Origin of the sequence: Pseudomonas sp. GM50 (genome assembly GCF_000282375.1) — a bacterium.
Taxonomy (GTDB): Bacteria; Pseudomonadota; Gammaproteobacteria; order Pseudomonadales; family Pseudomonadaceae; genus Aquipseudomonas.
In genome coordinates this window covers 1-18,215 of sequence record NZ_AKJK01000015.1, presented here as the reverse complement: position 1 = coordinate 18,215, position 18,215 = coordinate 1, and the positions used below count along the sequence as shown (strand labels likewise).

17 protein-coding genes are annotated in these 18,215 nt (G+C 60.2%); 8 read left to right on the top strand and 9 right to left on the bottom strand.

Annotated elements, in window-relative coordinates:
* Window positions 1-81 precede the first annotated feature (81 nt).
* From PMI30_RS25790 to PMI30_RS25820, 7 genes are all read right to left on the bottom strand, one after another.
* Complete coding sequence (locus PMI30_RS25790; protein WP_008006135.1) at window positions 82-1,041, bottom strand: D-isomer specific 2-hydroxyacid dehydrogenase family protein; 960 nt, start codon at window positions 1,039-1,041, stop codon at window positions 82-84.
* On the bottom strand, window positions 1,038-2,225 hold the full coding sequence (locus tag PMI30_RS25795; protein ID WP_008006133.1) for an acyl-CoA dehydrogenase family protein: 1,188 nt from the start codon (window positions 2,223-2,225) through the stop codon (window positions 1,038-1,040). The genes PMI30_RS25790 and PMI30_RS25795 overlap by 4 nt, the downstream gene beginning before the upstream one ends.
* Window positions 2,226-2,457: 232 nt before the next feature.
* Complete coding sequence (locus tag PMI30_RS25800; RefSeq protein ID WP_008006131.1) at window positions 2,458-3,474, bottom strand: ABC transporter substrate-binding protein; 1,017 nt, start codon at window positions 3,472-3,474, stop codon at window positions 2,458-2,460.
* Window positions 3,471-4,817 carry an LLM class flavin-dependent oxidoreductase gene (locus tag PMI30_RS25805; protein ID WP_008006129.1) on the bottom strand — a complete coding sequence of 449 codons (1,347 nt, stop codon included), beginning with the start codon at window positions 4,815-4,817 and terminating at the stop codon, window positions 3,471-3,473. The genes PMI30_RS25800 and PMI30_RS25805 overlap by 4 nt, the downstream gene beginning before the upstream one ends.
* Window positions 4,818-4,829: 12 nt before the next feature.
* Window positions 4,830-5,798, bottom strand: coding sequence for an ABC transporter substrate-binding protein (locus PMI30_RS25810; RefSeq protein WP_008006127.1), 969 nt, complete (start codon window positions 5,796-5,798; stop codon window positions 4,830-4,832).
* Between the two features lie 127 nt (window positions 5,799-5,925).
* Entirely contained in the window at window positions 5,926-7,524 is a 1,599-nt protein-coding gene (locus PMI30_RS25815; protein ID WP_008006124.1) for a rhodanese homology domain-containing protein, read from the bottom strand.
* Window positions 7,521-8,129 carry a cysteine dioxygenase gene (locus PMI30_RS25820; protein WP_008006122.1) on the bottom strand — a complete coding sequence of 203 codons (609 nt, stop codon included), beginning with the start codon at window positions 8,127-8,129 and terminating at the stop codon, window positions 7,521-7,523. The genes PMI30_RS25815 and PMI30_RS25820 overlap by 4 nt, the downstream gene beginning before the upstream one ends.
* A 230-nt stretch (window positions 8,130-8,359) precedes the next feature.
* Between PMI30_RS25820 and PMI30_RS25825 the strand changes: the two genes are divergently transcribed.
* Window positions 8,360-9,265, top strand: a complete 906-nt coding sequence (locus PMI30_RS25825) for a LysR family transcriptional regulator (protein ID WP_008006119.1) — start codon at window positions 8,360-8,362, stop codon at window positions 9,263-9,265.
* Window positions 9,266-9,385: 120 nt separating this feature from the next.
* Window positions 9,386-10,180, top strand: coding sequence for a class II aldolase/adducin family protein (locus PMI30_RS25830; RefSeq protein WP_008006117.1), 795 nt, complete (start codon window positions 9,386-9,388; stop codon window positions 10,178-10,180).
* 211 nt (window positions 10,181-10,391) lie between these two features.
* Here the strand turns inward: PMI30_RS25830 and PMI30_RS25835 are convergent, their stop codons facing one another.
* Entirely contained in the window at window positions 10,392-11,480 is a 1,089-nt protein-coding gene (locus PMI30_RS25835) for an LLM class flavin-dependent oxidoreductase (RefSeq protein WP_008006116.1), read from the bottom strand.
* A gap of 362 nt (window positions 11,481-11,842) precedes the next feature.
* Between PMI30_RS25835 and PMI30_RS25840 the strand changes: the two genes are divergently transcribed.
* The 6 genes from PMI30_RS25840 (at window position 11,843) to PMI30_RS25865 (ending at window position 16,655) form a co-directional block, all read left to right on the top strand.
* On the top strand, window positions 11,843-12,715 hold the full coding sequence (locus PMI30_RS25840) for an ABC transporter permease (protein ID WP_008006113.1): 873 nt from the start codon (window positions 11,843-11,845) through the stop codon (window positions 12,713-12,715).
* A gap of 1 nt (window position 12,716) precedes the next feature.
* On the top strand, window positions 12,717-13,505 hold the full coding sequence (locus PMI30_RS25845; RefSeq protein WP_008006110.1) for an ABC transporter ATP-binding protein: 789 nt from the start codon (window positions 12,717-12,719) through the stop codon (window positions 13,503-13,505).
* A 37-nt stretch (window positions 13,506-13,542) separates the two neighbouring features.
* A complete protein-coding gene (locus tag PMI30_RS25850) occupies window positions 13,543-14,568 on the top strand; it encodes an ABC transporter substrate-binding protein (RefSeq protein ID WP_008006108.1) in 1,026 nt (341 codons plus the stop codon).
* A 48-nt stretch (window positions 14,569-14,616) separates the two neighbouring features.
* Window positions 14,617-15,444, top strand: coding sequence for an energy transducer TonB (locus PMI30_RS25855; RefSeq protein ID WP_008006105.1), 828 nt, complete (start codon window positions 14,617-14,619; stop codon window positions 15,442-15,444).
* A gap of 85 nt (window positions 15,445-15,529) precedes the next feature.
* Entirely contained in the window at window positions 15,530-16,252 is a 723-nt protein-coding gene (locus PMI30_RS25860; protein ID WP_008006104.1) for a MotA/TolQ/ExbB proton channel family protein, read from the top strand.
* A gap of 1 nt (window position 16,253) precedes the next feature.
* Window positions 16,254-16,655: an ExbD/TolR family protein gene (locus PMI30_RS25865; protein ID WP_007896211.1), complete on the top strand. Its 402-nt coding sequence runs from the start codon at window positions 16,254-16,256 to the stop codon at window positions 16,653-16,655.
* 148 nt (window positions 16,656-16,803) lie between these two features.
* Here the strand turns inward: PMI30_RS25865 and bamA are convergent.
* On the bottom strand, window positions 16,804-18,215 hold a 1,412-nt coding region (bamA, locus tag PMI30_RS25870), incomplete at its 5' end, for an outer membrane protein assembly factor BamA (RefSeq protein WP_008006100.1).

The window sequence follows — 18,215 nt, the reverse complement described above, 5'->3', positions numbered from 1 at the left end:
CATTGATGTCGCCTGACACTCCCTCTTCGCGAGCAAGCCCGCTCCCACATTGGATTGCGTTTGAGTGACGGGTGTCGGGGTTCAATACCCGCGTTGTACGTTCGCCTGATTCTGCAACGCCAAACCGTTGAGATAACGCTCAAGGTTGGCCAGGAAACTGTCAGCTATCTCATGGCCACTGTTGGTGGAAATCGCCGAGGTATGGGGTGACAAGCGCACCCGTGGATGGGTGTAGAACGGATGTCCTTCGGGCAGTGGCTCGGGATCGGTGACGTCCAGCGAAGCCAGGCCGATCGTTGCGCTGTCCAGTGCTTCAAGCAACGCCCCGTGATCCAGCAGACCGCCGCGGGCGATATTGATCAGATGCAGGCCGGGTTTGGCGCTGGCGAGCACCGCGCTGTTGACGATATGCCGGGTCGCGCCGGTCAACGGCGCGGCCAGCACCAGATGGTCGGAACGGGCAAACAGGTCATGGATATCGCGCGCGGCTTCGACGCCTTCCACCTCGAACGGCGTCTGACTCTGACGCAACGCCAGCACATTGATGCCCAAGGCGTGGGCCTTGCTCGCCAGGCTGCGGCCAATCGCACCGAAGCCGAGAATCCCCAACGTGGTGCCCTTGAGCGGCGTCAGTGCGGTGAAATTCCATTGCGAGTCATGCACCCAAATGTCCGGCAGACGCTTGGCGGCAGCGAAGATCGCGGCCAGGGCGAACTCGGCGATGTTCTCGGCGGCGCTGCCCCGGGAAGTGCTCACCGGCGGGCCGTTGAACAGCCATTGGGGGTAGAAGTCGATGCCGGAAGACACCACCTGAATCCACTTCAAACCGTAGGGCCAACCCGGCGGCGGTGTGTCCGGCGCCAGATAGCCGCGCACATTGATCGGCCGCGCCAGCAAAATACTGACTTCAGTCGGCAGGTCGCTGGGTACGCCGCTTGGCACATCGATTAATCGGGCGTCAGGATGCGTGTGTGCGAGGCGCTGACGAATCACATCGTTGAAGTCTTCATCCAGTTGGCTGGCGATAATGAGCTGGCTCATGGGCGTTCCTTTTGCTGGCGCTGGGCGAAGACCGCTTTGCCGACGCCTTGCAGCACGGCATCGTTCTGCGGCGTGTGAACACGGCTGCACAGCACATCGCGGTAATGCCGTTGCAGCGGATTTGTGCGGGACAGGCCGGGGTTGCCAGACGCCTCGATGGCCAACTCGACGGCGCGGATGGCGTTGCCGGTCACCAGGTACTTCAGTTGCGCGGCGTTAATGGCCGGCGTGCGTCCTTCGGCGGCGCAATCCAGCAGGCTGCGGTTGGCGAACAACAGCGTGTCGATGTGCCCGACGGTTTCCTGAAAGCGCGGAAGGGTGGAGAGCGACGCGCCGAGGTTGGATGGCTTGCGTTGTTCCAGCCAACCCACCAACCAGTCGCGAGCGGCTTGGGCGACGCCGTCGTAAACCGACGAGAGCAACACCGACATCCACAGGAAGCCGTCGCCATCGAGTTCGGGTTGCGGCGCGCTCCAGGGGCTGACGCTGACGGCATGATCCAGCGGCACCAGCACATTGTCGAACACCACTTCGTGGCTGCACGTCGCGCGCATGCCCAGATGGTCCCAATCCTCGATGATGCTGATGCCGGGTGTGTCCTTGTGCACCAGCCAGGCACCGACCAGTGGATCTTCATCGGTGCTGCGTGCCCAGACGCTGAACCATGTCAGGCCATGACTGCCGGTGGAGTAGATTTTTCGGCCACTGATGCGCCAACCGGCGGAGGTGCGCCGGGCAACGGTCGCTGGCAAACCACCGCGAGCCGGGGTGCCGAGGTCGGGCTCGACCCGCAGGGCGTTGATCAACGCGCCTTGCTGGACGGCGTCTTGCGCCACTTGCAGGCGCAATGCTTCGGGCCAGGTTTTACTGTCTTGCAGGCGCGCGTGCTGGATGTACTGCATCACCAGGATCAACGCCGTCGAGGGTTCACCCTTGGCGATTGCGCTGATCGCCTTGCGCGCCTGGGCCAGATTCGCGCCACCACCGCCGAGGGCTTTGGGCACGGTCAGCGCGACCAGGCCGTGCTCCTGCAGCAGCTTGAAATTGTCCTGGGGGAAGGCGCCGCTTTCGTCATAAAGGTGCGCCGTGGCGCCGAGTTGTGCGCCGATGGTTTCCAGCAAGGCTTCGAAATTCGCCGCCTCGATGGATCGCAGTGGCGGAGCGTGTTGAGAGGAAATGCTCATAGTGGATTCACTCGATCATGAAGTGTAAGTAGATCCAGGCTTTGAAGATTCATTGTGGCGAGGGGGCTCGCCCCCGCTCGGCTGCGAAGCAGTCGCATAACCTGCTGGCACGGTGTAGCTGAACGAATGCCGGGGCCGCTTCGCGACCCAACGGGGCGATGCGGCGTTCCGACAAGCCCCCTCGCCACGGACAAGCCGTCTTGCCACAGGGTGGGGTGCTCGACTTTAGGGCTCATATCGGCAACAACTTGAACTGCCGGTCCCACAACGGACTGACATCCAGCCGTTCGCTCAACACACCCGCAGCGAAGAACAAATCCGCGACCTCCTGTTGCGAGGCAATCGCCTGGTCGTCCACTTCGATGACTTTCCACGGCTGGCTGCGGCTGTTGTACATGTCGAGAAACACCGCTTTGTCGACGCCCAGTAGCTGCGCGGATTTGGCGGCCCAGGGTTCGGGGTTGTTATTGATCCATTCCAGCGTGCGCGCCGTGCGCTGCAAGTAGTCCTGAATCGCTTGTTTGCGCAGCGGGTCTTCGAGGGCCGCGGGGCGCGCCGCCATCAAGTAGTTGCCGGACAAATAACCCTCGGCGGTTTTCAACACCCGGGCGCCACTGCGGAATTTCGCCAACTGGATAAACACCCCATAAATCACCCAGGCATCGAGCTGACCGCTCTGGAAAGCACTGAAACCATCCTGCGGCGTGAGCGCCACGGCGGTGATGTCGTTCATCGTCAGGCCCTGTTCTTTCAGTGCCTTGATCAGAAAGTAATGCGAGGTGGTCGAGCGCACGTACCCGACCCGTTTGCCGCGCAACTGCCCGACCGATTCGAGTTTCGAGTCCTTGGGAATCAGGAACACCTGGTTGTTCACGTCGCCTTGTATCACTGCGATGAGTCGCGGTTGGCGATGGCTCTGAATCGAGAAAATCGGTGGGATCTCGCTCATGGAGCCGATGTCCAGGCTGCCCGAGGCCAGCGCTTCGACGATCAGGTTGCCGCCGGCAAACTCCGCGTAATCGACTTTGTAAGGGCGGTTAGCGGTGCCGGCGTCTTCGGTGAAATACGACTCCTGGCCGCGATAAGTGGCGACGCCCAGGGTCAGGTCCGAAAGCGAGGTGTTTTGCGCGAACGCACGCGAAGCCAATCCCATCGAGGACAGCCCCAGCGCCCCGAGGGCGATCGAACTGGCCGTCAGGAAGCCGCGACGATTGAACTGCCCTGGCAGGTGATTAAAGGATTCGCTCATGCCAGTGCCTCGCTCTTCTGGTGAACCTGGGCGGTTGTGTAACGGTTGGCGGGTGCCTCAAGCCCGAGGTTGTCGCGCAGGGTCGTGCCGCTGTATTCATCGCGAAACAGACCGCGCTGTTGCAGCACCGGCACGACGAGCTCGGTGAAATATTGCAGACCGTCCGGCAGCACCGAATTAATGATGAAACCGTCAGATGCGCCTTCTTCGAACCAGGTCTGAAGGGCGTCCGCAACCTGCTCAGGCGTGCCGACGAAGTCGCGCCGTGGCCGGGAGAAACGCAGGGCCACTTCGCGCAAGGTCAGGCCTTCGTCTTTGGCCAGTTGTTTGATCCGGTCCGAACCGCCTTTCTGGCTATTGGAGCCTAAGTCACCCAGCTCGGGGAATGGCGCATCCAATGGGTACTGGCTGAAATCATGGTCATTGAACGGCCTGCCGAGGGCGACAATCGCATCCTCAATACTCACCAGTTCCACCGCTTGCTGATAGCGGCTTTCAACTTCTGCTTCATCGCGGCCAACGATCGGACGGATGCCCGGCAGGATCGACAGCTTTTGTGCATCCCGGCCGAAGCCGCTGGCGCGTTTTTTCAGGTCCTGATAATAGGCGCGTGCTTCGTCGAACCCCTCGGGGCTGACGAAAATCGCATCGGAATTCTCCGCGGCGAAATTACGTCCGTCCTCAGAGGTGCCGGCCTGGAAAATCACCGGCTGACCTTGCCGGGAGCGGGCGATGTTGAGCGGGCCTTTTACCGAGAAAAATTCACCTTTGTGCTCCAGCGCATGCAGTTTGCCGGGGGTGAAAAACTCGCCGCTTTGCTTGTTGTAGGCGAAGGCGTCGTCTTCCCAGGAGTCCCACAACCCCTTGACCACATTCACATGCTCCTTGGCGATGCGGTAGCGCACCGCATGGGGCGGGTGCTCGGCCTTGCCGAAATTATCGGCGGTGCCGCTGAGCCAGGAGGTCACCACGTTCCAGCCGGCACGACCGCCGCTGATGTGGTCCAGGGACGCAAACTGGCGCGCCACCTGGAACGGTTCGGTGTAGCTGACGGTGACGGTTGCCACCAGGCCGATGTGGCGAGTGGTCGCGGCCAGCGCCGAGAGGATGGTCAGCGGCTCGAAGCGATTGAGGTAGTGCGGGCTCGACTTCTCATGGATGTGCAGGCTGTCGGCGATAAACACGAAGTCGAACTTCGCCGCTTCAGCCAGTTGCGTTTGCTGCTGATAGAAACCGAAATTCACGCTGGCATTGGGCAGGGCTTGCGGGTGGCGCCATTCGCCCCAACCATGGCCGACGCCATGGACCATCGCCCCGAGTTTGAGTTGGCGTTGCTTGCTCATGGTTCTACTCCTTTAGCGCGAAGCCTGGGTAAGTGGGGGACGTTTGGTGTTGAAGCTCTTGTCGAAGCCTTGGGAGACGTCGATGTGTCGGGTCAGCAAGCCTTCTTCCTGATAGATGTCGGCGGTGGCCTGCAAGCCGCTGACGACCGCGTCGTCAATCACCACCGGTTGCATGTGGGTCGCCTTGGCCACGGCCACATGCACCGCCAGGGGCAGGCCGGTGATTTTGGCCTGGGCGGCGGCGTACTCATTGGGGTGCTCGTTGCTCCAGCGGTAGGCCCGGTCGACCCGGGCGACGAAGTCGTCCAGTTGCTGGCGCTTATCGACGATGGCCTTGTCGGTGGCTGCGAGATAAAGGTGATTGCTCAGCAGGTTGCTGCCGCTGACCAGGATCCTGGCCTGACTCTGAGAGGTGACGACGGTGGTGTAGGGATCCCACGTGGACCAGGCATCCGCGGTGCCGTTATCCAGCACCAGTCTTGACTCGCTGGGCAGCAGGAACACGAACTGCACATCCTGGGTGCTCAGGCCGGCGTCGCGCAGGGCCTTGATGGCCAGGTAGTGCCCGATCGAGCCGCGCGTGGTGACGATGCGCTTGCCCTTGAGGCCTGAGACATCCTTGATCGGTGAATCCTTGGGCACAAGAATGGCAGTGGTATTGCGCCCCTCGGCATGAATGATGCTGACCACTTTGAGCGGCGCACCGGCGCCGAGGGCGAACACATAAGGCGCATCGCCCAGGGCGCCGATGTCCACCGCTCCAGCGTTCAACGCTTCACCTAACGGCGCGGCGGCGGGGAACTCGGAGAACTGGATCTGGTAGGGCACGTTTTTCAGTTCACCGGAGACCTCCAGCAGTACCTTGATCGTGGACTTTTGATTGGCCACCAACAGCGGTTGCAGGTCGGCGGCGTAAGTGACGGCGCCAAAGGTGAGGGCGGTGGCGATCAGCAGATATTTGAACGGCTGGGTGAAACTCATAATTGCATGCTCCAGGCGGGTCTTGATGCTTCTTGTCACCTCCGCCTGGAGAAAGGGGTCGGGCTGAATTCAACGTTGGGCGTATCAAACGGCGCTGCCCGGTATACGGCGCAGAAGCCTTAAGGGCTCAGATCACAAAAAAGCCGTGGGTGGCGTCGCGGGCCAGTTGCGCTACCAATCCATATTCCCAGTCCAGATAGGCTTGCATTGCTTCGCGAGGACTGTCGGTGCCTTCATAGGGGCGGCGATAGCGATCAATGCGCGGTGAAGCCAGATGAGTTTCACCGTCTTGCAGTGGCAGTTGCGCAGCGATCCAGCTGGCCGTGCCGCCCTTGAGCAGGAACACGGGTTTGCCGGTCAGGGCCTCGACATCAGCGACAGCCAGCCGTGCCAATTGGCTGCTGCCACAGGTCAGCACGTAGCGTTGTGCGGCCGGTACGTTGGCCAGGGCTTCGCGCAATTGCCCGCGCAGTGCCCACCATGCACCGGGGATATGGCGTTTGACGTAGTTGGCGCTGCTGGTGAAATCCAGCACCACACTGTCGCCATGGGTCAGCCATTCGGCCAGGGTTTCGGGGCTGATTTCCTCGGCTTGCCGCGGCGTGGGGACCGGCGCCTGCCAGGCACCTTTCTCGCTGAAATGCGCAGGCTGAACGTCATCCAGCACATGCACCTCCCACCCCAATTGCGAAAGCCAGGACGCCGACATGTTGGCCCTCACGCCATCGTCATCGACCAGCACCAGGCGCGCGCCGCGCACGCTGGCAAAGTGATCGGTTTCCTGCACCAGTTGGCCGCCCGGTGTCGAGCGGGCGGCGGGCAGGTGGCCGGTCTCGAATTCTTCCGGGGTGCGGACGTCGAACAGGTAAGTGCTGCGGGTTGCTTCCTGTTGCCAGCCTTGCAAGTCGGCCAGGGTTGCGCGGCCGACCAGCGCTTTGTCGGCGACGCGACGGGCATCCTGGGCGGCGATGTGTCGGTGTTCTTCGCTGGTCGGCGCGAACCGGCGTGACTGGCCGTGTTGCAGTTTTTGACCGGCCAGGGTCCAGCCGATGGTGCCGTTGCGCAAGGCTGAAACCGGGTTGGCGATACCGGAATTGATCAACGACTGAGTGCCGATGATGCTGCGGGTGCGACCGGCGCAGTTGACGATTATCCGCGTTGCCGGGTCCGGCGCCAGTTCCCGAGCGCGTAAGACCAATTCGGCCCCGGGTACGCTGATCCCGGTGGGAATGCTCATGGTCTGGTATTCATCAAAACGCCGGGCGTCGAGCACCACCACATCGGCTTCGCTGTCGAGCAGTGCCTGCACTTCTTCCGCCGCCAGGGATGGCGTGTGACGCTGGCTCTCCACCAGTTCGCCAAAGGCTTTGCTCGGCACGTTGACGTCGATAAACAGCTCGCCACCGGCACGGCGCCAACCGTCCAGGCCACCCTCCAGCAAGCCGACATTGATGTAGCCGAGCTCTTGCAAGCGCTGAGCGGCGATCTGTGCGAGGCCTTCGCCGTTGTCGTAGACGGTCACCGGGGTATCCAGCCGCGGGATCCGCGAGTACACCTCCAGCTCAAGCCTGGACAGTGGAATGTTGGCGGCGAACAACGGGTGCGCCTCAGCGAAAGGCGCCTCTTCACGCACATCGACGAGGGCCAGTTCTTCTTTGTTCAACAGTGCCTTTCGAATCTCGGCGAAGGAGCGGATCAGCTCTTTTTTTACAGGGCTTGTACTCATAAGGCTTGGCTCTCTTTGGACAGATCCCAGATGTTGGGGAGAAAGGCGTTGGAATAACCGGAGATAAACAGTTTTTCGCTGCCGTCGGGCTGATACACCGCGCGGCGCACGGCGCCGATGTTGGCGCCATAGACATGGATGCTGATGGACACCTGATCATCAAAGGCATTGCTGACTTGATGAATGTCGCCAATCTTGGGCGACACCGCTTCGACCTGACCGGGTTCCAGCTGAATCCGGTTGCCCTCGGCCACCAGCGTGCCGTCGGTGTGGCGGGCGAAACCTTGGGAATATTCGGCACCGCGCAACATGCCGATCAGGCCCCAGACCCGATGATCGTGGATCGGTGTGCGTTGCCCCGGCCCCCAGACAAAACTGACGACGCTGAAGCGCTGCCGTGAATCGGCATGCAACAGGTATTGTTGATAATGCCGCGGATCAGGGCGGGCAAAGTCTTCCGGCAGCCAGTCGTCGTGGCTGACCAATTGGCTGAGCAACTTGCCACCGCGATGCAACAGGTCACCCTCGCGCGGGTGGCTGTCGATCAGTTCAGCCAGGGCGCCTATGAATGCTCTGAGTCTCTCTGGGTGTCGGGCCTGGGTCATGGCGATTCCATCGTTCGTTTCGAAGGTTGTTGTGATTATCTAAGCATAATGATTGTTCTTAATATGCTATTTTTTAATGATTAGGTTATAGCTGAAAGGAATTAAGAACTCGATTGAATAGCGTTAGACGTTATCGATAGGGGCAGGGGAGCGCTCCGGGCTATCCAGATTCCGGCAATAGAACTATGCTTTTCAGACATTTTATTGACTGTTCTCTATGTGCGGGCCAAATGAAAATTGATGATATCGATGCCTTCGTCGAAGTGATTCGTTGCCAGTCCATCAGCCATGCGGCCGAGTCGTTGCAGTTGACCCAGCCGGCCATTACCCGGCGTGTGCAGAACTTCGAGCAGGCGTTGGGCGTGGAGCTTTTCGACCGCAACACCAAGCCGCTCAAGCCCACGTTGATCGGCACGCGGGTGTATGAACAGTGCCGTTTGATCCTGCGGGAAATGGACGCGTTGCGCGAACTGGTGGCCACCGATGCGCCGCCCACCGGGCTGTTGCGCCTGGGCGTTCCGCAAACCATCGGCGATGTGGTGCTGCTCGATGCCCTCAAGCATCTGCGCGTCGAATACCCCGAATTGCGCGCGCAGGTGGCAACAGGGTGGGGCAGTCAACTGGTCGGCAAGATCGAGCGCGGTGAACTGGATGCTGCGGCGGCGCTGTTCCCGGCGGGCAAGATTTTTCCGGACAACATCGTCGGTGAGTCCATCGGCAAGATGGAACTGGTGGTGGTCTGCGCCAAGGCGCAAGTGTCCAAGCGTGCGTGCAAACTCGCCGACGTTTACCAGAGTGGCTGGATTCTCAACCCTGACGGCTGCGGTTTTCGCGCCGGGTTGCAACGCACTCTGTCAGATCAAGGACTGGCTCTGCGGGTCAATCTGGAAACCTTCGGTACCGAGTTGCAGTTGGGCCTGGTCGCCGACGGGATGGGGCTCGGCCTGGTACCGCGTCCGTTGCTGGAGCGCAGTGCGCATTTCGATCAGTTGGCGGTGATGCCGCTCAAGGATTTCAAACCGCTGATGGACCTGTGGCTGATCTACCCGCACTTTCTCGGCAACCTGCAAGGGCCGGTCGATGCCTTTGGCAAACTGGTCGCTGGATCGTTGCAGAAGATCAAGAATGCGGCATGACCAGCAACTGAAGACATAAAAAAAAATGATAATTAGCTTAGATTAAAATGTGCTTTTTATTATTTTTTGGCATCCCCTAGGCTGGCTGGAAATCCTTAAGGCCATCCAGGAAGTTTAGCCATGAGCAGCGTCAGCCCGTTATCCAGCGTCTCGAAAAATGTTCGCCAGCGCGTCACTCCCGAAGAATGGGAAGTGCGGGTCAAACTGGCCGCAGCCTATCGGTTGGCGGCGTTGTTCAAGTGGACTGACCACATCTACACGCACTTTTCCGCGCGAGTGCCGGGACCTGAGGAACATTTCCTGATCAATGCCTTCGGGTTGTTGTTCGATGAAATTACTGCGTCCAACCTGGTCAAGGTCGACATCGACGGCACCATCGTCGATGACCCGACCGGCCTGGGCATCAACTACGCCGGGTATGTGATCCACAGCGCCATTCACGGCGCGCGTCCCGACCTGCAAGCGGTCCTGCATACCCACACCCGCGACGGCATCGCGGTATCGGCGCAGCGCGATGGGCTGTTGCCGATATCGCAGCATTCCATCGGTTTTTCCGGGCGGGTGGCCTATCACGGTTACGAAGGCATCGCCCTGGACCTGGACGAGCGTGAACGACTGGTAGCGGACCTGGGGGACAAAAGTGTGCTGATCCTGCGCAACCACGGGCTGCTGACCGCTGGTGTCAGCGTTGAACACGCCTTCCAGCAACTGCACGGCCTGGAGCGTGCCTGCAACATTCAGATCGCGGCGCAGGCCGGTGGCAATGCCGAGCTGGTCTTCCCGCCGGCCGAGGTGGTGGCCAAGGTCGAGAAGCAGGCCGAGGTGTTCAAAAGTGGTGACGGGCCGGGTGTTGCGCGGCACTGGGATGCGCTGATTCGGCAGTTGGAGCGCAGTGATACCGATTACAAGAACTGAGCCAGATATCCCAGGTGAACACAGAGGTGATGTGTCAGACACCAAACTTGCGATCACTGCCGATCAAAATGTAGGAGCGAAGCTTGCTCGCGAAAACGGTCTGTCAGTCAACATCTCTGTTGAATGTGCCGCCGTCTTCGCGAGCAAGCTTTGCTCCTACAGGGATTGGTGGTGAACACAATCCTTGCGAACACCCTACATGCTCAGTGCTTTACGCGACTTTTTCCGCCGCTTGCCGTTCACGCTCGGCCACCAATTGGCGGGTCAGCGGGATCAGGCGCTTGCCATAATCGATGGCATCGTTGAGTGGGTCAAAGCCGCGGATCAGGAACGTGGTGATGCCCAGGTCGTAGTAGTCGAGCAGGGCTTCGGCGACTTGTTCCGGGGTGCCGACCAGCGAGGTCGAATTGCCTTGTGCGCCGAGCAGGCCGGCGATTCCGGTCCACAGGCGCTTATCCAGACGCGAGCCTTGGGCTGCGGCCGCCAGCAAGCGTCGGGAGCCTTCGTTCGGTGGTTCGCGACGAACAAAACCGTTCTGTTCGGCCAATGCTGTGGCTTGTTGCAGGATGCGCTCGGCACGTTCCCAGGCTTGCGCTTCGGTGTCGGCCAGAATCGGTCGCAACGACAGGCTGAAACGAATGCTGCGCCCATGTTTGGCCGCCTCGGCGCGCACCTGATTCACCACTTCGCGCACCTGTTCGTAGGTTTCGCCCCACAGCGCGTAAACGTCCGCGTGCTTGCCCGCCACCGCGATGGCCGCCGCCGATGAGCCACCAAAATACAGCGGAATGTGTGGTTGTTGTGGCGACTTCACTTGCGAGTGCGCACCCTCGACCTGGTAATACTTGCCCTGATAGTCGAAGGGTTTTTCGCGGGTCCATTCCTGACGTAGCACGTCGAGGTATTCATCGGTGCGGGCGTAGCGCTCGTCTTTGCCGATGTAGCTTCCATCGGCGCGCAATTCGCGATCATCGCCGCCGGTGATGATGTGCACGGCAGTGCGCCCACCATTGAACACGTCGAGGGTGGTGAACTGTCGTGCGGCCAGGGTAGGGGCGGCGAATCCCGGTCGATGGGCAATCAGGAACTTCAGTTTTTTCGTCACACTGGCGGCATGGGAGGCAATCAGCGTGCTGTCCGGACTGTTGGAGTGGAACGCCACCAGGGCGCGGTCGAAACCGGCTTCCTCATGGGCGCGGGCGACGGTCTCCACATATTCGGGCTGCAACACCGGGCCGCTGCGCGGCTGGGTTTCCGAGGATTGGTGGCCACCGATGTAACCGATAAATTCGATGCTCATGCTGGGTTCCTTGTCTTTGGATAGGCGTGATTCAAGCCTCCACCGGGCAGGGGGTCGGTCTGTGACGTCGAAAGTAGGCGCCGCGGGGCAGGGCTGTGAAATGCCGTTTTGTTCTAAGTTAATTATTAATTAAATGAATCATACAAAATTGCAGATATCAGCAATGCGCATTTTAATCGGCGTCAGGAATGCATCCGCCACAGGACGTGCGTTGCAGGGTTTAATTATGCAAATAATTTATCTGGATTATTTTATATCTGATTTTTAATCATATTAGGTTATTCCCAAAAAGAATTTCACTGGCGTTTTTTATGCGAATAGCATGAATCCGAAGCCATATTCTTGATGAGGAAGGAAGCCTGATGACCGAAAAGACCTTCGATACGCAGAGCACTAGTAGCTCGTTTTCCGTCAGCAAGGCTGTTGAAAACCAGGGTGCGTCGAAGCTGATCCCCAGCTGGCTACACAACTGGCGAACCCCCGAAGTCTTTCTGCGCTTGCTCAGTCCGATTGCGTTGCTGCTCTTGTGGGAACTGGCGTCGCAGCTCGGCCTGATCCCACAACGGATCATCGCCGCGCCCTCGCAAATCGGCGGCACGCTCTGGGCGATGATCGTCTCCGGGGAGCTGGGCAAGCATTTGCTGGTGTCGCTGCAGCGTGCGCTGCTGGGCCTGAGTATCGGCGTCAGCGTCGGCGTCGTCGCGGCACTGATCACTGGTTTGTCCAAGCGCGGTGAGGTAATCCTCGATTCGCCGATGCAGATGCTGCGCACCATTCCTTCCCTGGCGCTGGTGCCGTTGTTCATCCTCTGGTTCGGCATCGGCGAGTTCACCAAGATCGCGCTGATCGTCACCGGTACGACCTTCCCGGTGTACCTGAACCTGTTCGCCGGGATTCGCAACATCGACCCCAAATTGATCGAGGCCGCCAACACCCTGGGCCTGAATCGTCGCGAGTTGATCTGGCATGTGATCCTGCCAGGGTCATTGCCCTCATTCTTTGTCGGCCTGCGTTACTCGCTGGGGATTTCCTGGCTGGCCCTGGTGTTCGTCGAACAGATCAACACCACCGCCGGCATCGGTTTTCTGGCCAGTGATGCGCGGGACTTCATGCGCACCGACGTGATCGTTATCTGCCTGCTCATTTACAGCGTCCTCGGCTTATTGATCGACGGACTGATCCGCACGCTGGAGCGTTTTGCCCTGGCCTGGCGCCCATCTTTTGTGAGGAACTGACATGTCGACTATCGCCGCAAAAAACCTGCAGTCAGAAGCACCGGTACAACTGCGCAATGTGGTGCGCCAATTCGGCCAGCAGCGGGTCATCGATGGCCTGGACCTGGACATCGCACCGGGCGAATTCGTCGCGCTGCTCGGGGCCAGTGGTTCGGGCAAGACCACCTTGCTGCGCAGCCTGGCCGGCCTGGACAGTATCGACAGCGGTCAGCTGCTGGTGCCCAAGGCACGGGCCGCGGTATTTCAGGAGCCCCGATTGATGCCGTGGAAGCGCGCCTGGAAGAATGTGATTCTCGGTCTGCACACCCCGGACGCCAAGGCTCGTGCGCTGCAGGCGCTGACGGAAGTGGGCCTGGCCCATAGGCTTGAAGCTTACCCGGCCACGCTCTCCGGTGGCGAAGCGCAACGCGTGGCACTGGCCCGTGGGTTGGTGCGCGAACCCAAGCTGTTGCTGCTCGACGAACCCTTCGCCGCGCTCGACGCACTGACGCGGATTCGCATGCATCGGCTGATCATCGAGTTGTGGCGCAAACACAACCCGGCGGTGCTGCTGGTCACCCATGACGTGGACGAAGCCATCCTGCTGGCCGACCGGGTGATCGTGCTGGCCAACGGCAAGATCGCCGAACAATTGTCGATCGATCTGCCGCGAGCTCGAGACACCGGTCAGGAGGGGTTTCAGGAAATCCGCGCGCGCTTGCTGAGTTTGTTGGGGGTTGAAGTGGAAACCGTTGCCGTGGCTGAACGTCAGCTCACGAACAGCACTGTCCGGCGTTTTGCCCATGGCTGACGCAGCTTCCAATTCATTGATACGGGAATGTTCTGTTATGCCGATCCTCGTTCGGAAATCCGCGTTGGTGTTGTTGTCCAGCGTCGCGTTGTTGCTCGGCGGTTGCGGTGACACGGTTGCGCCTCAATCTTCATCCGCTGCCAAGTCAGACTTGTCCGGCGTGAAGCTGATTCTGGGCGATCAAGCCAAGGGCTTGCGCACCGTGGTGGAGGCGGCGAATGCGTTGGAGGGCATCGACTACAAAGTTGAATGGGCGAACTTCCAGGGGGCCGCTCCCTTGTTCGAAGCCTTGCGTGCCGGTGCCGTCGATCTGGGGCCGGCCGGTGATACGCCGGTGCTTGCCGCCGCGACCGGGGGCACGCCACTGCGCATCGTCGCGGTACGGCGCAGTCAATCAAGGGGCATTGCGATTCTGGTTCCGGCTAATTCGGATATCCGCACCGTTGCCGACTTGAAAGGCCGCAATGTCGTGGTGTCTTCGGCCCGCGGCAGCATTTCCCAATACCTGTTGATTCGCGCGCTGGCCAATGCCGGTGTCGATGAGAAGGACGTCAAGGTCGGGTTCGTCCTGCCGACCGATGCCTTGTCCGCATTCAACGCCGGCAAGATCGAAGCCTGGGCCACCTTCGGTATCTATCAGGCATTTGCCGAGCAGCAGGGCGCACGGGTGCTGATCAGCGGCGAGGGGATCAACACCGGGCTGACCTTCATCACGGCTTCCGATGAAGTGCTCACCGACCCACTCAAGCGCAAAGCACTTAGCGACGTGTTGCAGCGTTTCGCCAAGGCTTTCGAATGGGCCCGGCAACACCCCGACGAATATGCGCGGGTGTTCGCCAAGGTCAACGATATTCCCCTGGAAGTCTCGCAGCGATTACGCAGCTGGGGTGACGAAGCGTTGTTGCCGCTCGAGCCACGGGATGTTCAGGCGCTACAGCAAGTCGATGACTTGTTCGTGGAAAAGAACATTTTTCCCCATCGTGTCGATGTGCAAAAGCTGACGGATGATCAAGTGTTTTCCCTGGTGCCTTTGACATTGACGCAATCGGAGCCGGCACGTTAGTCCGGGGCCAGGCGCGTGTTCAATTTGAATGTTTACAGGAGTCAATGAATGGGCAATGTCCAGAGCGCCGCAAGTGCCCTAGAGGTGTTTCGGCACCCGGCAGCCGGTGGCGAGCTGCTCGACCTTGGCCGGGTTTTCCGCGAACCCCTGGCACTGTCGCGGCTGCACAGCACGCCCAAGCGTGTGTTGAGTCGTCGTGAAGGGGTCTTGCTGGGCGTGTTCGCGCTGGTGCTGCATGGCGCGGTGATTGTCTGGGTCAACCAGACACCGCCGCCGACATTGCCAGTGGTGCCACCGGAAATTCCGCCGATGACTATCGAGTTCTCGCAGCCGGCACCACCGGTGGTGGTGCCGCCACCGCCCGAGCCAATTCCCCAGCCCAAGGTCGAACCACCGTCGCCGGTTGAAGATGAGCTGGCTGTGAAACCGCCGCCACCCAAGCCCATTCCCAAACCAAAACCCGTGGTTAAACCGCTGCCTAAACCCGTGGCCAAGCCGGTAGAGCAAGCACCGGCGCCGCCCGCGCCGCCACAACCGGTCGCCACGCCTGCACCTCCAGCACCACCAGCACCAGCACCACCGGCACCGAAACCGGTGACCCCGGCGTCGGCCAGCGCCGGTTACCTGAAGAACCCGGCGCCGGAATATCCCTCGCTGGCGATGCGTCGCGGCTGGGAAGGCACCGTGCTGCTGCGGGTGCATGTCCTGGCCAGCGGCAAACCCGGTGAAATCCAGATCCAGAAAAGCAGTGGCCGAGATCAACTCGATGACGCCGCACTGGCTGCGGTCAAGCGCTGGAGTTTCGTGCCGGCCAAGCAGGGCGATATTGCCCAGGACGGCTGGGTCAGCGTGCCCATCGACTTCAAAATCAAGTAACTCAACCCCATCGATAGAACCGCGGGCCACCTGACAAAAGGCGCATCGCTACAACCGATCCATAGCCTTGTTGGAGAGCCTGAGCATGAACCTGATCGCATCCCCCTTCGAATCCATCGAACATACCGTCATCTGGCTGTTGATCCTCTTTTCCGTGGCCACCTGGGGCCTGGCCTTGCTCAAGGGCGTGCAGTTCACCCGGCTCAAGACGCAGGATCGAAAATTCCATAAACACTTTTGGGCGGCCTCCAGCCTCGACTCGGCAGCCGAACTTGCCCACAACCAACCCGGCGCGGCAGCCCGCGTCGCGCTGGCCGGTTATGCGGCGATTCAAGTCAGCGATAACCAGAACACCGATCTCAGTCAATCGATCAACCATCAAGACCGTCTCGAACGCGCGCTGCGCCAGCAGATCGTGCGGGAACGTCGCTCGCTGGAAAGCGGCCTGGCGATCCTCGCCAGTATCGGCAGCACCTCGCCCTTTATCGGTCTTTTCGGCACTGTGTGGGGGATCATGTCGGCGTTGAAAGGCATCAGTGCAGCGGGCTCGGCGAGTCTGGAAACCGTGGCCGGGCCCATCGGTGCCGCACTCGTCGCCACCGGTGTCGGCATTGCCGTCGCGGTACCCGCGGTGCTGGTCTACAACTACTTTTTGCGTCGCCTGAAGCTGACCGCTGCGGATCTGGACGACTTCGCCCACGACTTCTACAGCCTGGCGCAAAAAAACGCGTTCCGCGTGCTACTGCACCCGGTGCTGAGCAAGTCAGGCGCGACCGTCGCCGGACAGCAAGTCAAGGAGGCTTCCTGAAATGGCCTTCTCCACACAAGACAGCGATGAAGTGCTCAGCGAGATCAACGTTACGCCACTGGTGGACGTGATGCTGGTGCTGCTGGTGGTGTTCATCGTCACCGCGCCACTGCTGACCAACGCAATCCCGATCAACCTGCCGAAGACCGAGTCGGTGGCGCCGGTGGAGCAGAAAGACCCGCTGGTGGTGAGCATCGATGACAAGGGCAAGGTGTTCATCAACAAAGACGAGATCCAGGCGGATCTGCTCGAGTTCAACCTGCAGGCGGCCAAGGCGAAAAACCCCGATGTGCGCGTGCAGCTGCAGGCGGACAACGGGGTGAATTATGGCGAAGTAGCGCGGGCGATGGCCTCAATCGAGCGGGCGGGGATTACCAGGCTGTCGGTGATTACGGCGAAATAGGATTCGGGTTTATTGCATTGGATGTGGGGCGGTGAATTATGGAGGAGGCCGCGTTTGGCGAGCGAACTCCGCTTGCGCATGGAACCCCGACGGCCATACCGCAACTGCATGGGTTGAGATGCATCCATCCATGCCTGCATTGCTCAGCTCAAAACGTCTGTCCCAAGGAAAACTGAAACACCTGTGTATCAGCATTTTCGGGTGTGCGCACCGGGAATGCCACGTTCGCGCTCAATGGCCCCAACGGGCTATACCAAGTAACCCCAACCCCTACCGAACTGGCCATCTGGTCGAGGTCGACCCCGTCGCAACCCTGGGTGGTGCTAAGGTGGCATTTGTTGGAGTAGACGCTGCCAACGTCCCAGAACACCGAAGTGCGCACCGATTTGTTGTCTTTGATGAAGGGCATCGGAAACAGGTATTCAACGCCGCCGGTGATGAGGATGTTGCCGCCCAGCGAATCGGTGTCCCGGTCGGAATAATACGCCTGCCCGGCGCTGGCATAGGTGCCAGTGGCAGGCGTGTTGCGTGGGCCGAGGGTGCCGCTTTCGAAGCCGCGCACCGAACCTTCGCCTCCGGCGGTGTAGTTTTCATAGAACGGCAGGCCGTCTGTCGAGCCGTAGCTGTTGCCGTAGCCGAGCTTGGTATGGAATCGCAGCGAGGTGGCGTCGGTGACCGGGAAGAAAGCTTGCCCGGTGTAGTCGAGCTTGTAGAAATTCAGGTCGCTGCCGGGCACTGTCATCATCAGGTTCAGGTTTTGCGAATGGCCGCGGGTGGCCAGTACGCTGCGGTTGAGGGTTGACTCCGACCAACCGAGGTTAGCCTTGAGGTTGTTGAATTCTTTGCCTTCACGTTCGATGAAGTCATAGATCTCATCGGCGCTGTAGGTGCCTGGTTCGATGCTGTCATGTTGCACTGTCACGCCGAAGCTCAGCCGTGAGGTTTCATTGATCGGGTAGCCGACTGTTGTTCCGGCGCCATAGCTATTGATGGAATAGTACGAATAATCGTCATCGTAATATTCGTTGTAGTCGGTGGCGTTGTAGAACAGGTTGTAGCCCAGGCTCACGCCGTCCGGCGTGAAGTAGGGGTCGGTGAAGCCGATGTTGTACTTGCTTTGGTAAGACGAGCGAGTCAGGCCCAGGCTGGCATAGTTGCCGGTGCCGAGAAAGTTGTTCTGGGTGATCGAACCACCGAGGATAAGACCGGAGCTCTGGGAGAAACCGACGCTGGCGGTGATCGAGCCGGACGCCTGCTCTTCAACGCTGTAGTTAACGTCTACCTGGTCATCCACACCCGCTACCGCTGGGGTTTCGACGTTGACTTCCTTGAAAAAGCCCAGACGCTCCAGACGGATCTTGGACTGGTCGATCAGGTAGGTCGAAGCCCAGCCACCTTCCATCTGACGCATCTCACGGCGCAGTACTTTGTCGTCGGTCTTGGTGTTGCCCCGGTAGTTGATGCGGTTCACGTAGGCACGCTTGCCCGGATCGACAGCGAACGTGATGTCGACGGTGTGGTCGTCATTGTGCGGGGTCGGCACGCCGTTGACGTTGGCGA